Source organism: Brevibacterium sp. (assembly GCF_031179145.1).
Classification (GTDB): Bacteria; Actinomycetota; Actinomycetes; order Actinomycetales; family Brevibacteriaceae; genus Brevibacterium.
The window spans coordinates 1-16187 of the sequence record NZ_JAPSIB010000014.1 but is presented as its reverse complement, the minus strand read 5'-3'; the positions used below and the strand labels follow the sequence as shown (position 1 = coordinate 16187).

The 16187-nt window shown below is 67.1% G+C and carries 10 protein-coding genes; 1 reads left to right on the top strand and 9 read right to left on the bottom strand.

Going from position 1 to position 16187, the window contains the following annotated elements; all coding sequences use genetic code 11:
- Positions 1–25 precede the first annotated feature (25 nt).
- The 4 genes from allB to RIT73_RS11085 form a co-directional block, all read right to left on the bottom strand.
- Positions 26–1429, bottom strand: coding sequence for an allantoinase AllB (gene allB / locus RIT73_RS11100; RefSeq protein ID WP_309132142.1), 1404 nt, complete (start codon positions 1427–1429; stop codon positions 26–28).
- A gap of 294 nt (positions 1430–1723) precedes the next feature.
- A complete protein-coding gene (gcl, locus tag RIT73_RS11095) occupies positions 1724–3520 on the bottom strand; it encodes a glyoxylate carboligase (RefSeq protein WP_309132141.1) in 1797 nt (598 codons plus the stop codon).
- Positions 3521–3673: 153 nt separating this feature from the next.
- Complete coding sequence (locus RIT73_RS11090; RefSeq protein ID WP_309132140.1) at positions 3674–4579, bottom strand: 2-hydroxy-3-oxopropionate reductase; 906 nt, start codon at positions 4577–4579, stop codon at positions 3674–3676.
- 88 nt (positions 4580–4667) lie between these two features.
- Positions 4668–5501: a TIM barrel protein gene (locus tag RIT73_RS11085; protein ID WP_309132139.1), complete on the bottom strand. Its 834-nt coding sequence runs from the start codon at positions 5499–5501 to the stop codon at positions 4668–4670.
- Positions 5502–5844: 343 nt separating this feature from the next.
- On the opposite strand from RIT73_RS11085, the gene RIT73_RS11080 reads away from it, so the two are divergent.
- Complete coding sequence (locus RIT73_RS11080) at positions 5845–7461, top strand: nucleobase:cation symporter-2 family protein (RefSeq protein ID WP_309132138.1); 1617 nt, start codon at positions 5845–5847, stop codon at positions 7459–7461.
- A 24-nt stretch (positions 7462–7485) separates the two neighbouring features.
- Here RIT73_RS11080 and guaD read toward each other — a convergent pair whose 3' ends face one another.
- The 5 genes from guaD to RIT73_RS11055 form a co-directional block, all read right to left on the bottom strand.
- Positions 7486–8772: a guanine deaminase gene (gene guaD, locus RIT73_RS11075; RefSeq protein WP_309132137.1), complete on the bottom strand. Its 1287-nt coding sequence runs from the start codon at positions 8770–8772 to the stop codon at positions 7486–7488.
- Between the two features lie 96 nt (positions 8773–8868).
- Positions 8869–9666, bottom strand: coding sequence for a xanthine dehydrogenase accessory protein XdhC (xdhC, locus tag RIT73_RS11070; protein ID WP_309132136.1), 798 nt, complete (start codon positions 9664–9666; stop codon positions 8869–8871).
- Between the two features lie 5 nt (positions 9667–9671).
- Positions 9672–12116, bottom strand: coding sequence for a xanthine dehydrogenase molybdopterin binding subunit (gene xdhB, locus RIT73_RS11065; protein ID WP_309132135.1), 2445 nt, complete (start codon positions 12114–12116; stop codon positions 9672–9674).
- On the bottom strand, positions 12113–13684 hold the full coding sequence (locus tag RIT73_RS11060) for an FAD binding domain-containing protein (RefSeq protein ID WP_309132134.1): 1572 nt from the start codon (positions 13682–13684) through the stop codon (positions 12113–12115). Before RIT73_RS11060 ends, xdhB begins: the two co-directional genes overlap by 4 nt.
- A 214-nt stretch (positions 13685–13898) precedes the next feature.
- A complete protein-coding gene (locus RIT73_RS11055; RefSeq protein WP_309132133.1) occupies positions 13899–15371 on the bottom strand; it encodes an NCS2 family permease in 1473 nt (490 codons plus the stop codon).
- Positions 15372–16187: the final 816 nt, after the last annotated feature.

The window sequence follows — 16187 nt, the reverse complement described above, 5'->3', positions numbered from 1 at the left end:
TGCCCGGGCGCCATGGCGTGCCTGATCAGCGGGCGCGCAGCAACTTGCCCTGAGGTTCGTCGAAGCTGACGGGAGTCCCGCGCAGGATCGTGCTCTTCACGGCTCCGCGCACCGTGCGGGTGTCGTAGGCGGTGATCTGATTGCGGTGGTGGAGTTCGGTGGCGACGACGGTCCACTCCTCCTCGGGCGCGAAGACCGCGAAATCGGCGTCGAAGCCGACCGCGATCGCTCCCTTGTTCTCGACCCGGGCCACCTCGGCCGGAGCCGACGACATCCAGCGCACCACCTCGGCGAGGTCGATGCCGCGCTTGGCGGCCTCGGTCCACACGAGTGACAGTCCGAGCTGCAGGGACGAGATGCCGCCCCAGGCGGCCCCGAAGTCGCCGGAGTCGAGGAGCTTGAGCTCCGCGGTCGAAGGCGAGTGGTCGGAGACGATGCAGTCGATCGTGCCGTCGATGAGTCCCTGCCACAGGGCCTCCCGGTTGGATTCCTCGCGGATCGGCGGGCAGCACTTATGAGTGGTCGCACCGTCGGGGATCTCCTCAGCGGAGAACACGAGATAGTGCGGGCAGGTCTCGACCGTGATCTTGACGCCCTCGGCCTTGGCTGCGGCGATGCTCGGCAGCGCGTCGGAGGACGACAGATGGAGGATGTGGGCGCGGGCGCCGGTCGCGCGGGCGGCATCGATCACGCGCTGGATGGCGACGTTCTCGGCCTCGCGAGGTCGAGTGGCGAGGAAGTCGGAGAACTTGGGCCCGGATCCGCTCGGCGCCGAGGCCATCACTTCGTGGTCCTCCGCATGGACGATGAGCAGACCGTCGAACTTGGCCAGCTCGGCCATGTCCGCCTGCATCTCCGCAGGCTCAAGCGGAGGGAACTCCTCGACACCCGAGTCCTCGAGGAAGCACTTGAAGCCGTAGACGCCGGCATCGTGGAGGGGCCCCAGGTCAGCGGTGTTGCCCGGGATCGCGCCGCCCCAGAAGCCGACGTCGACGAATGCCTTGGGGCCGGCCACCTCGCGCTTGATGTCGAGGGATTCGACGTTGACGGTCGGAGGCAGGGAGTTGAGTGGCATGTCGATGATCGTGGTCACACCTCCGGCGGCGGCGGCACGGGTGGCGCTGTCGAAGCCCTCCCATTCGCTGCGGCCGGGGTCGTTGACGTGCACGTGGGTGTCGACGAGGCCGGGCAGCAGGATCTGCGTCTCATCGACCTCGATGACGTTCGCGTCCTCGGCGACGGCGCCGGACAGTGTCGAATCGGCGGCGATCTCAACGATCCTGCCGTCTTTCACACCGATCTCCGCTGAGCTCACACCGTCGGGCAGCATCGCCTTCTTGGCCCTGATGACCAGGTCGAAACCCTGGCCGGAGGTCTGGTCGAGGACAGCTGCGCCTGCGGCTGTCGAACCGGCGTCTTCGACGATCATTCTTCACTCCTTCGTCTTCCGGCCGATTCCCGGCCGGGATGATTCGGCGGCCGGATGGACCGGCCGGGGTGTTTCGGGGGCCGGTTGAACCGGCAGGTTGGTTCGGTGGTCGTGACACCGGCCGCGGGTGGTCCTGACGGCACACGGGGGCCGAGGCGGTCCTCGGTGCGTCTCCGTGACAAGTGTAGCCACGCCCGAGGCCCCGAAGTGGTCACTGAGACCAACCGGGGACTCGGGCGCGGAGAGCGGCAGCGCTGACGCTGCCGCTCTCTCGATCAAATCGTGCTCAGCCGGTCACTTCGCGGCGACGAGCTCGCTCAGCGGAGTCAGCGCGGTCGGCGCATCGGCAGGGGTCTGCGCGAGGACGTCGAACTCGTTGATCTTGTCGAGCGAGGCGCCCATCGAGATGTTGGTGACGCGTTCGAGGATGACCTCGACGACGACGGGGACCTGGTGCTCGTCCATCAGGTCCTTGGCCACGCGCAGACCTTCGCCGATGAGCTCGGGATCATCGACGCGCAGCGCCTTGCAGCCCAGACCCTGGGCGACGGCGACGTGATCGACTCCGTATCCGGCGGACTCGCCGGTGGAGTTGATGTTGTCGAAGGCCAGCGACACTTCGTAGTCCATCTCGAACGGACGCTGCGACTGACGGATCAGACCCAGGTACGAGTTGTTGACGACGACGTGGACGTAGGGGATCTTGTGCTGCGCACCGACGGCCAGTTCCTCGATCATGAACTGGAAATCGTAGTCGCCGGAGAGCGCGACGACGGTCTCGCCCGGCTTGCCCTTGGCCACGCCGAGCGCTGCCGGCCCGGTCCAGCCCAGCGGACCGGCCTGCCCGGCGTTGATCCAGTGGCGCGGACGGTGGACGTGAAGCATCTGAGCACCGGCGATCTGGCTCAGCCCGATGGTCGACACGTAGGTGACGTCCTCGCCGAAGGCCGAGTTCATCTCCTGGTACACGCGCTGCGGCTTGATCGGCTTCTCGGTGTAGTTGGTCTTGCGGTGCTCGGTGCTCTTGCGCTGGGTGCACTCATCTGCCCACTGCGTGAAGTCGGGCAGGGCCGAGGCGTTCTTGCGTCCGCGAGCGGCCTCGAGCAGAGCGTCGAGGGCGAAGCCGGCGTCGGAGACGACGCTGTAGTCGGGCGAGAACACGCGACCGATCTGCGTCGGCTCGATGTCGATGTGGACGAACTTGCGGCCCTTGCGGTAGGTCTCGAGGTCACCGGTGTGGCGGTTGGCCCACCGGTTGCCGATGCCGATGACCAGGTCGGACTCGAGGAACGAGGCATTGCCGTAGCGGCGATGGGTCTGAATGCCGATCATGCCCGACTGCAGCGGGTGGTTGTCCGGGATCGCTCCCCAGCCCATCAGGGTGGGACCGACCGGGATCGAGGTCAGCTCGGCGAACTCGACGAGCTTGTCCGCGGCATCGGCGTTGAGGATTCCGCCGCCGGCGATGATGATCGGGTGCTTCGCCTCGGCGATGAGGTCGAGGACCTTCTCCGCCTGCGCCTTGGTGGCTGCCGGCTTCGAGGGCTGCAGCGGCTCGTAGGTCTCGATGTCGAAGTCGATCTCGGTCTGCTGCACATCGATCGGCAGGTCGATGAGGACCGGTCCGGGGCGGGCCGAGCGCATCAGCTGGAACGCGGCCTGGAACACTCCGGGGACCTGACCGGCCTCGAGCACGGTCTTGGCCATCTTCGTCACGGGCTTCGCGATAGAGGCGATGTCGACGGCCTGGAAGTCCTCCTTGTCGAGGACGGCGACGGGAGCCTGACCGGTGATGCACAGGATCGGCTGGGAGTCGGCGGCCGCGGCGTAGAGGCCGGTGATCATGTCGGTGCCGGCGGGGCCGGAGGTGCCGAGGCACACGCCGATGTTGCCGGCGGCCGCGCGGGTGTACCCGTCAGCCATGTGCGAGGCCCCCTCGACGTGGCGGGCCAGGGTGTGACGGATCCCGCCGTGGGCCTTCATCGCCGAGTACAGGGGGTTGATGGCTGCTCCGGGCAGACCGAAAGTCTCGGTGGCGCCTTCCTTCTCCAGGATGAGCACCACTGCGTCTACTGCGCGCATACGTGTCATAGTTCTTAAGTCCTTCGTGTCCGGGCGAACCGCGACGTCTGCGTCGCTGAGTTCGTCCTGCGGGGGCCAGGTGGACCCTGGCGGTATGTGGTTGGTGGGGGCGAGGCCGGCCGTCGTTTCACAGTCGGCCCCGCCCCTGTTCGTGGGGAGGGCTCAGGCCTGGCCGTCACCGTTCTGGCCGGTCTTGCCCGAGAGCTGCTCGACGACGGTGAAGAGACCGGAGTGATCGAGTCCGCCGTTGCCCTGCTGCACGGTCGAGGCCACGAGTTGCGCGACGGTCGAGCCGAGCGGGATCGCGACGCCGGCCTCGCGGGCGGCGGAGGTGACGATGCCCATGTCCTTGTGGTGCAGCGCCAGGCGGAAGCCGGGGTCGAACTCACGCTCGAGCATCTTCTGGCCCTTCTGCTCGAGGACCTTGGACCCGGCGAGACCGCCGCCGAGGACCTGCAGCGCCGAGGTGGTCTCGACCCCGTAGGCCTCGAGGAACACGACGGCTTCGGCGAGGAGGCCGATGTTGCCGGCGACGATGAGCTGGTTGGCGGCCTTGACCGTCTGGCCCGAGCCGGAGGGTCCGACGAGGACGATGGTCTTGCCGACTGCGTCGAAGACGTCGGAGACGGCGTCGAAGTCGGCCTGCTCGCCGCCGACCATGACGGAGAGCACGCCATCGATCGCGCCGGGCTCGCCGCCGGAGACGGGAGCGTCGAGGGGCTTGAGGCCCTTCTCCTTCGCCTGGGCGGCAAGGTCCTGGGCGACATCGGGACGGATGGTCGAGAAGTCGATCCAGTAGGCGCCGGACTTGGCGTTGGCGAGGACGCCGTCCTCACCGGTGAGCACGGCCTCGACGTCGGGAGAGTCCGGAACCATCGTGATGATGACGTCGGCACCGCCGACCGCCTCGGCGATGGTGGAAGCGGCCTGACCGCCGGCGGCGGCGAGGTCCTGGGCCTTCTGCGGGGAGCGGTTGTAGCCGCGAACGGTGAAGCCGGCCTTGACGAGGTTCTTGGCCATCGGCAGGCCCATGATTCCGAGTCCGATGAAAGCGATTGTCTTGCTCATGTGCATGTCCTTCTTCGTTGAAAGTTCAGTTCGGGATGCGGGTCTCCCCCGCCGAGGTGGTGGCGGTCTCCCCCGCCGAGGTGGTCGGTCAGGCCGGCTGCTCGACCGAGGCGTTCAGCCAGGCGAAGGCCGTTTCGCGGTCCTGCTTGTACTCGAGGGCGATCTGACCTGCGTAGCCGAGCTCGAAGGCACGGTTGATCCAGTCCTCGAGCGGGAGTTCGCCGGTGCCGGGGGCTCCGCGGCCGGCGGCGTCGGCGATCTGGATGTGGCCGAAGTTCGCTGCCTCCGACTCGATGACGGCGGCGACGTCGTCGCCGTTGACAGCCATGTGGAAGAAGTCGGCGAGGACGGCGATGTTCTCGACGTCGTGCGCACGCACCTTGGCGACCACCTCGGCGGCGTCGGTGTACTTCTTCAGGGGGTAGGCGTCGGCGCCGGAGACGGGTTCGACGAGGACGGTGCCGCCGATCTCGGCGACCGCGTCAGCGGCGAGCCTGAGGTTGGCGATGGCCACCTCGTCCTGCTCCTGCGGCGTCTGGCCCTCGGTGCGCAGGCCGTAGAGGGCGTTGAAGGCCTTGCAGCCGGTGCGCTTGCCGATCTCCTTGACGATCTCGACATTGGCGGCGAAGTCGGCTTCGGCACCCTTGATCGAGACCATGCCGCGGTCACCGCCGGCCATGTTGCCGGCCCAGAAGTTCAGTCCCTTGAGCTCCACTCCGGCGCGCTCAAGGGAGGCGACGAATTCGTCGACCTCGTCCTGGGACGGGGTGGGGTTGCCGTCGAAGGGCCACCAGAATTCGACCTGGCTGAAGCCGGCGTCCTTGGCGGCCTGAGCGCGCTCCATCACCGGCAGTTCGGTGAGCAGGGTGGAGCAGTTGAGGATGTAGCTGTCTGCAGTGGTGAAGTCGAAAGTCGAAGTCATGAAGACCCTCCTTCATAGAGCTGGATCTGCGAACCACTTTCCGAATCGTGGAAATGTGTTTCCGTTGGATGAAATCCAGCATAGGCCTCTTCGCGAGGCGGGGTCAACCTGCGAACCTGAAAATCTTCCGGTCGCCCTCCGTCCAGGGGCGGCCCCCTCACCGGCCGGTGCCCCTGCGTCGATTTGACTTGGAGCGCGAATGGGCGGATTGTGGTCGGGATCATAATTTTCGGAAACTGTGATCCACGATACGGAAAATAGCGAGTCTGGCCCCGGCTCACACCGCTGTGTGCGCGAGTGAGCCCACGACCAGAGAACGCTCATCTGGAAGGTTCTATCGACGATGAAGAACACCAAACGGACATCCCCTACATCCCCCACCGCGGACGAGGCCAAGGCCGACAAGCCGGCCGCGATCCCCCCGGGCTCCACCCGCCCCGAGGACGCCTGGCTTCCCGTTCCCCAGCTCTTCGCCTACGGGCTCCAGCACGTGCTGACGATGTACGGCGGGATCATCGCGGTCCCCATGATCATCGGCACCGCGGCCGGGGTCGACAGCCAGCAGCTCGTCACCCTCGTCACCGCCAGCCTGTTCATCGGCGGAATCGCCACCCTGATCCAGAGCATCGGCATCGGGTTCATCGGATCGAAGCTGCCCCTCATCCAGGGTGTGTCCTTCGCCGGGGTCGCGACCATGCTCTCGATCCTCACCGGCGGTGGGAACCTCAGCAGCATCTTCGGCGCGGTGATCGTGGCAAGCATCATCGGCTTCTTCATCGCCCCGTTCTTCGCCCGGATCATCCGCTTCTTCCCACCGGTCGTCACCGGTGTCGTCATCACCTCGATCGGTCTCACCCTGATCCCGACCGCGGGCAACTGGGCGATGGGCGGCGACGACTCGGCTGCCGACTACGGCTCGGTGCAGAACATCGCTCTGGCCTTCATCACCTTCGCCTCGATCCTGCTGCTGAGCAAGGTCGGGTCCGCGACGATCTCCCGGCTGTCGATCCTGCTCGGGCTCGTCATCGGCACCGCCGCCGGTGCGGCGATGGGAATGACCGACTTCTCCGAGGTGGGCACGGGTGCCCCGATCGCGATCCCGGCTCTGCTGCCCTTCGGCGCCCCCACCTTCGACGTCGCCGCGATCGTCTCGATGCTCATCGTCATCCTCGTGATCAAGACCGAGACCGCCGCAGACGTCATCGCCGTGGGAGAGATCATCAACACCCCGGTCGATGCGAAGCGAGTGGCCAACGGTCTGCGCGCCGACATGCTGTCCTCGGCGATCGCACCGCTCTTCGGCTCGTTCACCCAGTCCGCGTTCGCCCAGAACGTCGGCCTCGTGGCGCTGACCGGCGTCCGCTCGCGCTTCGTCGTCTCCGCCGGCGGCGTGATCCTCATCCTGCTCGGCCTCACGCCTGTCCTCGGCCAGGTCATCGCGGCCGTGCCGATGCCCGTGCTCGGCGGCGCGGGGTTCATCCTCTTCGGCACCGTCACCGGCTCCGGCATCCGCAACCTCAAGTCCGTCGACTATGAGGGCAACATGAACCTCATCATCGTCTCCGCGTCACTGGCCTTCGCGATGGTCCCCGTCGTCAAGGGCGACTTCTACGATCAGTTCCCGTCCTGGGTGCAGACGATCTTCCACTCCGGGATCTCGTCGGCCGCGATCATGGCGGTGATCCTCAACCTGCTCTTCAACGAGCTCAAGGCCGGCAACTCGAAGAATCCCTCCGTCTTCGCCGCCAACCCCGTCCGCTACCTCACCCCGTCCAATCTCAAGGACCTGCGCGAAGGTGACATGTTCATCGACGGCAAGTTCGTCGACTGCGACGGGGAGGAGATCCCGGTGATCCCCGACGAGAAGGTCGAGGAGATCCGCGCGAAGATCGACTGCGGCGACATCGTCGACACGGCTCAGCTCAAGCAGGTCGTCGAGGCTGACGTCCGGCAGGACTGACGGCTCCAGGTGGTCGGCGGCGGATCAGCCCTTGATGGGTTCGCCGTCGACCCACACCCGGGCGATGTCGCCGGGGGTGCCCATGGCGAAGATCTTCGCCAGGGCATCCTCGTCGCTGGTGGCGTGCCGGTTCCCCACCTCCAACGGCTCGCCGGCAGTGGGCCGGATGTGGACGGCGTCGAATCGCTTGCCCACGGACAGGTCCCCCACCTCGGCGTCGAGCCCGAGCGCTGCGGCGCCGGCGGCGGTCGCCAGGTGGAGCAGGTGCGCCGACGTCAGCGCCACTCCCCCGGACGGGTCGAGCTGCTGCATGAAGTACGACTGCACTCCCTCCTTGAGGAGACAGAATCCGGTGCCCGCGCCGACGTCGGAGCCGAGAGCCACACGCACTCCGTGCTCGATGTGCCGGCGCAGGGGGAAGAAGCCGCTCGCCAGGGTCGAGTTCGAGGTCGGGCAGTGCGCCGCGGCCGCCCCCGTCTCCGCCATCCGGGTCAGCTCCCGGTCGCTGGGGTGGACGTTGTGGGCGAGGATCGTCCGCCGCCCCAGCAGACCCGCCCGATCATAGGTGTCGAGATAGTCGAGGGCTTCGGGGAACAGCGCGGCCACACCGGCGATCTCGTCGCGGTTCTCGTTGAGGTGGGAGGTCACCCAGATCCCGGGATTGTCGACGACCAGCTGACCGCCCGCCGCCAGGAGCTCCTGACTCGCGGAGTAGGAGAAGCGCGGGGTCACGGCGAACCGCAGCCGCCCCAACCCGTGCCACCGGTCGATGAGGTCCTGACTCTCCGCGACCGATCGCTCCACCGTGGTCAGCAGCGCCTCCGGCAGGTTCCGGTCGCTCGTGACCAGTCCGGAGGTGATCCGCAGCCCCACCTCGGCGGCCTCGGTGAACAGGGCGTCCATCGCGGTGGCGAAGTGCGAACCGAACACCATCGCCGAGGTGGTCCCCGCCGCGGTCAGTCCGCGCAGGAACTCGGTGGCCAGGGCCCGCGCATAGGCCTCGTCGCCGAGTTTGGACTCCTCGGGCAGGGCACAGCGGTCCAGCCATTCGAGGAGCGGCTTGCCGAGGTAGCCGATCGCCCGCACCTGCGGGTAATGGACGTGGGTGTCGACGAGACCCGGGATGAGCACACCCTCGCGCAGGTCGACCACCTCGGCGTCGGGATGGGCTGACCTGGCGGTGGCGAAGTCGGTGCGGTCGGCGATGAGACCGTCGTCGACGACGAGCGCGACGTCCGCGTCGGCGCGCAGCTCTCCTCCGGTGAAGGGGTTGGTCGGGGTGTCGAAGATCCGGGCGCGGTAGATGATCATGGGTGGGTTCCTCACGGTCGTGGTCTGACGCGCGAGCGTCAGCGGGCAGTCGGTGGCCGGGGCGATGTGGTCCGGGGTCGGACGGTCGGCCGGGGCTCAGCTCATCCGGGACAGAAGGTCGGCCGCGACGCTCAGGGCGATCGTCGCGGGCTGCTTCCCCGGAAGGTCGGGCAGGCCGATCGGACACTGGATGGTGTCGACGGCCTCGGGGGTGTGACCGTCGGCGATGAGCTTCTTGCGGAAACGCTGCCACTTGGCGCTCGATCCGATCAGTCCGATGGATCCGAGGCTCCCGTGGCGCAGCGCCGCGTCGCAGAGGTGGAGGTCCTCGGCATGGTCGTGGGTCACGATGAGCACGTGGGTGCCCGCGGGCAGCGTGGACAGGACCTCCTCGCCCACGACGGCGAACTCCCGGTGGATCGCCGCGACCGGCTCGTCGAGTCGGTCGAGTGCGGCAAGCTGCTCCGGGCGGGAATCGCTGAGGTGGAGGTCGATGTCATGGCGGGACAGGATCCGGGCCAGCTCGAACCCGATGTTCCCGATTCCGAACACGGCGATCGTCGGTGGCACGGTGAGTGGTTCGAGCAGGACGGTCACTTCCCCTCCGCAGCATTGGCGGCCGTACTTGGCCGGTGCCCTGTCGTTGAGTCGCAGCGTGAGCATCTCGGGCCCGGGCGCCGAGGCGGTCGCCGGGGCGGCGATCTCGGCGAGGATCTCGCGGGCACGGGTGACGACGGTCATCTCGAGATTGCCTCCGCCGATGGTCCCATAGAGCTCATCGGCGGAGACGATCATCTTCGCTCCGGCCTCGCGCGGGGCGTGCCCGCGGACGGCGGCCAGAGTGATGAGGACGGCCGGCACCCGAGCTGCTCGGAGCTCGACTGCTGTGTCCATCCAGATCATGACGGTACGGTGACGCCTTCCTCGGAGTCGGCGGTACCGGGAGTCTCGGCCCGCGCGCCTTCCTCCTCGGCATCGGCGGCCGCGGTCAGCGGATCGGCGTCGGGCTGCCCCGGGGTGTCTCGGACCGATTCCACCGCCCAGAACACGGCCTCCGGCGTCGCCGGGGAGGCCAGCTCGACTGACGTTCCCGGCGCACCGAAGGCGGCCACGGCCTCTCGCAGCGCCTCCCGGACGGAGAACGCGAGCATCAGCGGTGGCTCGCCCACCGCCTTCGACCCGTAGATCGCGCCTTCCTCGTGCGCTTTGTCGAGCAGGGAGACGTTGAAGACGTCGGGGACCTCGGAGAAGCTCGGGATCTTGTAGGTGCTCGCCGCCTGGGTCGCCAGACGTCCACGGCTGGGCCGGTCGCTGTCGTCCCAGCGCAGGTCCTCGAGCGTCATCCAGCCGGCACCCTGGACGAATCCGCCTTCGATCTGGCCGAGGTCGATGAGCGGGGACAGCGAGTCGCCGACGTCATGGACGATGTCGACCCTCCGCAGCCGGTAGGAGCCGTCGAAGCGGTTGACTTCGACCTCGCTCACGGCGGCTCCGTAGGCGAAGTACTTGAAGGGCTCGCCCCGCATCGCCGACAGGTTCCAGTGCAGGCCCTCGGTTCGGTAGAACCCGGAGGCGGAGAGCTGGATCCGCTGGAAGTAGGCCGCGTTGACCAGCTCCTCCCAGGTCACGGTCTTCGTCGAGCTCAGCGCGCTGACCACTCCCCGCTTGATCCGCACTTCGTGAGCAGGTGCTCCGAGGAGGCTCGCGGCCACGTGGACCAGCCGGTCGATGATCTGCTCGCAGGCGTCCTTGACGGCGCCGCCGTTGAGGTCGGACCCGGAGCTCGCCGCCGTCGCCGAGGTGTTGGGCACTTTGTCCGTGCGCGTGGGCGCCAGGCGCACGGTCGACAGCGGCACCCCGAGCGTCGTCGCCGCGACCTGCATCATCTTCATGTGCAGGCCCTGGCCCATCTCCGTGCCGCCATGGGTGATGAGGACGGAGCCGTCCTTGTAGACGAGCACGAGTGCGCCGCCCTGATTGAACGCGGTGAGGTTGAAGGAGATCCCGAACTTCACGGGAGTGATCGCAATCCCGCGCTTGATGTGATCGTGGCGGGCGTTGAACTCCGCGATCTCGGCCTCTCGGCGCTCCACCTCGGCGGAACTGAGGAGCTGATCCCAGCTCGCTTCCATCCGCTCGGGATGCCGGACCGGCTGATAGTAGGGCGTGTCCTGGCCGGCCGGGTAGAAGTTGCGGCGGCGCAGCTCGCGCGCGCTGAGTCCGAGCTGCGGGGCGACGCGACCGAGGATGTCCTCCATCACGAGCATCCCCTGTGGACCGCCGAAGCCGCGGAAGGCCGTCTGGGAGGTCTTGTGGCACTTGGCGATGCGACCGTGCACGCGGATGTTGGGCACCCAGTACGCATTGTCGATGTGGCACATCGCGCGAGTGAGGACCGGTTCGGACAGGTCGAGGCTCCAGCCGCCGTCCGCGGTCAGGGTCGCGTCGAGAGCGAGGATCGACCCATCCTCCGTGAACCCGATCCGCCAGGACGAATGGAAGCCGTGACGCTTGCCGGTCATCGTGATGTCACACGTGCGATCGAGGCGCACCCGCACGGGCCGGTTCGTCAGTTTGGCGCCGAGAGCGGCGAGCGCGGCATAGCCGTGGGGCTGCATCTCCTTGCCGCCGAATCCGCCGCCCATGCGCAGGCACTGGACGGTCACCTCGTGGGCGGGCACTCCGAGGACGTGGGACACGATGTCCTGGGTCTCGGTGGGGTGCTGGGTCGAGCACTGGATGAAGATCTGCCCGTTCTCGTCGATGTGGGCCAGAGACGCCTGGGTCTCGAGGTAGAAGTGCTCCTGCCCGGAGAACTCGAACTCGCCCTCGAACACGTGTGCGGCGTCGGCGAAGGCGCCGTCGACGTCACCCTTGTCGATGACGGGTTGGATGCCGTGGAAGCTCTGCGCCTCGATTGCATCGCCGATCGTGACGAGCGAGGGCAGGGGGTCGGCATCGACGACGACGGCTGCGGCTCCCGCCTTCGCGGCTTCGAGGTTCTCGCCGAGCACCCAGGCCACGGGCTGGCCGTAGAACATGATCTCGCCCGTGGGCAGCATCGGCTCGTCGTGCTTGGCGCCCTGATCGTTGACGCCGGGGATGTCGGCGGCGGTGATGACGCGGACTACCCCGGGCACCTCGTCGGCCGGTGCGGTGTCGACGGAGTTGATTCTCGCGTGGGCCTGGGTGGACTGGACCGGGTAGGCGTGGAGCACCCCGGTCAGCCTGCCGACCAGGTCATCGGTGTACAGAGCTGTGCCAGTGACGTGGCCGAAGGCGCTTTCATGGTGGTGGGTCTCGCCGACGACCGCGTCGGCCGGGCGCTGGGACAAGTGGCTCATCGGGCCACCTCCTCGTTGTGGTTCTGTCCTCCGAGGGCGCCCACCTGCTCGGCGTAGAAGCGCTCCAGGGATGACCGCAGCATCGCGGTCCGGTATTTCGCACTCGCCCGGTGGTCGTCCATCGGGGTGCCTTCGTTCGCCAGCGTCTCGGCGGCGGCGTGCATGGTCTCCACCGACCACGGCTTGCCTTCGAGTTCGGCTTCGGTGGCCTCTGCTCGCAGCGGAGTGGCGGCGACGCCGCCAAGCCCCAGCCGTGCCTTCGCGATGATCCCGTCCTCGACGGTCACCGCGTAGCCGATCGCGACCGAGGAGATGTCGTCGAAGCGGCGCTTCGCGATCTTCTGGAACGAGGTCAGGGGTGCCAGCGGCAGCGGGATGCGGATGGCGGTGATGAGTTCGCCGGCGCTTCGCACGGTCTGCCGGTAGCCGGTGAAGTAGTCGGCCAGCGGCACGACGCGGGAACCGTCGACCGAGGTGAGCACGAGCTCGGCCTCGAGCGCCAGGAGCGCCGGCGGGGTGTCGCCGATGGGTGAACCGGTGCCCAGGTTGCCGCCGATCGTGGCGCCGTTGCGGATCAGGCGGGAGGCGAACTGCGGGAACAGCTTGCCCAGCAGCGGGATCCGGCCCGCGAGCTCACGGTCGAGTTCACTCAGGGTGTGGGCGGCGCCGAGTTCGACGTGGTCGTCGGCCCAGCGGATGCCGCGCAGCTCGTGCAGACGGTCGATGGCGACGATCGACTTCGCGCGGGCGCCCTTGATGTTGACCTCCACACCCCAGTCGGTGGCTCCGGCGACGACGAGCGAGTCGGGTTCGTCGTGCAGGATCGCCAGCGCTTCGGCGAGGGTGGCGGGCCTGCGGTACCGTCCGACCTCACCCGTGGGGGTGTCGACCGTGGTCAGGTCGGTGGCAGGCGGAACCGGGGCCGGCCGTTCGCGGCGAGCGGCGAGAGCGTCATTGGCGTCGGGCGCAGGGAGCGCGTAGGCGGCATCGCGGATGGGGCGGTACCCGGTGCAGCGACACAGGTTGCCCGAGAGGGAATGGATGTCGAATCCGTTGGGACCGCAGTGATGGCCGTCCTCGCTCGCCGAGGCGGTGGCTGCGGCTTCCGCGGCGGCTGCGACTTCCGCGGCGGTTGCGGCTTCCGAGGCGGCTGCGGCGTCGGCCACGCGTTCGGGTCGGTAGTACTCGGCGGCCATCGAGCAGATGAAGCCGGGGGTGCAGAACCCGCATTGGGATCCCCCGCGCACGGCCATCTCCTCCTGGACCGGGTGGAGTTCGCCGCCGTCGGCGAGGCCCTCTGCGGTGACGACCTCTTGACCGTCGAGGGCGGCGGCCGGCAGCAGGCACGAGTTGATCGAGGTCCATCTGGTGCCGTCATCGCCGTCGGGCCGGGCGACGAGGATCGCGCAGGCCCCGCATTCGCCTTCGGCGCAGCCTTCCTTCGCCGCGATGAGCCCTTCTCCGCGAAGGAAATCCAGGGCGTTGGTGTGTGGTGGACCGACGAAGTCGTGCTCGGTGCCATTCACCGAGATCCGACAGCCGGTCTGTTGCGTCGTTGCCGCTGACATTCCATCAACCTCCTGCGTCTCGTCACTGAGACGCACAGTGCATGGTTGGAACAATTGCATCGTACTTCGCGGTCTTCTGGTTATCCATGCGAACAGAAGGGAAGCACTGAAGATCGAAGGCTTCTCGGCACCTGCCGACAAGCCGAGCTCTCACGTTGTCAGCTGCCGTGAGCGATCTGGCCCTTCGGCCAGGCAAATGTTCCCGTCATTGCGATCATGCTCCCAAGATAGCCGAAATCGGTCCGCGAACGAAGTAGAGGACGAATCCTGCCGAGACGACCCACAGCAGCCAGTGGACGTCGCGGCCGCGCTTGCTCATCGCGTGGATGAGCGACCAGGAGATGAATCCGACGCCGATGCCGTTGGCGATCGAGTAGGTCAGCGGCATCGTCACCATCGTCAGGAACACCGGCAGCGAGGTCCGGAAATCGCTCATGTCGATCTCCCGGATCTGGGTCACCATCATCGCTCCCACGACGACCAGTGCTGCGGCTCCGGCCTCCATCGGGATGACTCCGATGAGCGGGGCGAAGAACATGGACACGAGGAACAGTCCCCCGGTGATGCAGGCGGCGAGTCCCGTCCGGGCGCCTTCCGCGATGCCTGCGGCCGCGTCGACGAACACCGTGTTCGACGAGGCGGAGGCTCCGCCGCCGGCGACGGCTCCGAGTCCTTCGACGATGAACGCGCCGCGGATGCGGGGGAACATTCCGTCCGAGGTCTGCAGCCCGGCACTGCGGGCGAGTCCTGTCATCGTGCCCATGGCGTCGAAGAAGTTGGTGAAGACCAGGGTGAAGACGAGCATCGTCGCCGCCAGGACGCCGATGCGTTCGAATGCCCCGAAGAGATCGAAGGCGCCGATGAGCGAGAAGTCCGGCAAAGCGACGATCTGGGACGGGATCTCAGGTGCGCTGAGGTTCCAGCCCAAGGGGTCCGGATTGACGGGGTCGCCCACGGTGCCCAGCTTCGCGAAGGCCTGGATGATGATCGCCGCGATGGTCGCGACGACCATCCCGATGAGGATTCCGCCCGGGATCTTCCGGGCGACGAGGATCCCGATGAGGATGAGTGCGAGCACGAACACGAGCGTCGGCAGGGACCCGATCGATCCGTTCTGCCCCAACTGAACGGGCGGTCCGGCCGGGGTGCGAGTGACGAATCCCGAATTGACGAAGCCGATGAACGCGATGAACAGGCCGATGCCCACGGTGATCGCGATCTTCAGCGCATGGGGCACCGCGTTGAAGATGGCCGTCCGGATGCCGGTGGCTCCGAGGACGACGATGATGACGCCGTTGATGATGACCAGCCCCATGGCTTCGGCCCAGGTGACCTCCTGGACGACGGAGACAGCGAGGAAGCTGTTCATGCCGAGGCCGGCGGCCAGGGCGAAGGGCAGCCGCGCGACGACTCCGAAGAGGATGGTGATGAGTCCCGCGATCAGGCCCGTGACCGCGGTCAGCTGGGCGAAGTCGAGGGTTCCCTCCGTGACGTCGGCGGACCCGCCGAGGATGAGGGGGTTGAGGACGACGATGTAGGCCATCGCGACGAAGGCGACGATGCCTCCGCGGATCTCCTGCTTGATGTTCGAGCCCCGGGCGGTGATCTCGAAGAATCTGTCGAGCGCTCCCGGTCTGGCTCCGGCCGCCTGCGCGGCCTGGTGTTGGTCTCTGTCTGTCTTTGCCATTGGACACCTCAGTCTGTCGCTTGTGCGAATCGATTCAACGCCGAACACAGAGACTCGGGGACTGGAGCCTGCGCCGGCACCAGGCGCCCGATGGTGTTCGAACGTGGCGCGGTGAACCTGCGCCTTTGAGTATTGCGCGAAGTACCTGCGCAGTGAAATTTCACATCACGGAAAGATGTTTCTGTTTCACCAGGACAGTGTTGCCTGCTTCGCAGAATGTGTCAACGATCACACCTGCCAGGTTGTCGAAATGCCGGTGTCGCGTTGTCGAACACACTTGTCACGTTGTCGATTCGCCGGTGAAGTGAAACGGGCAGCACCGCCCACCCCTCCCAATCCGGACGAATGAAGCTCCGGCCCGTGAAGAACTACTTGAAATCTCGCACGATGGAGACTTCGGATCGATTCTGCCGGAGCTTTCGAGCCGGAGTCGGTGCCCCGCGCGATTTCAACTACTTTCCGGCAGCTTATGCGGCGCACGCGGGCTGCACGCACATTCTGAATCACCGCCCGAAGAGACGCTCAGCATCGACCGGCGAACCGCACCGCAGTGGCGATCAGCGGGCGGCCAACGGTTCGTCGGCGCCTGCATGAGGGCGGCGGGAAATGAGAAATGTGCCGCGACATCGAGTGAACGATGTCGCGACACATTCCCCCGCAAGCGGGAGGTACCCCCACAATGGCGGTGGCGGTGGTGTCTGGTTTCACGACATCGTTCACTGATGTCTCTCGACATCGATCACCTCATGTGTCACGACATCATTCACTGCCTGTGTCGAGACATCCTTCACCACATGTCTCACGACATCGTTCACT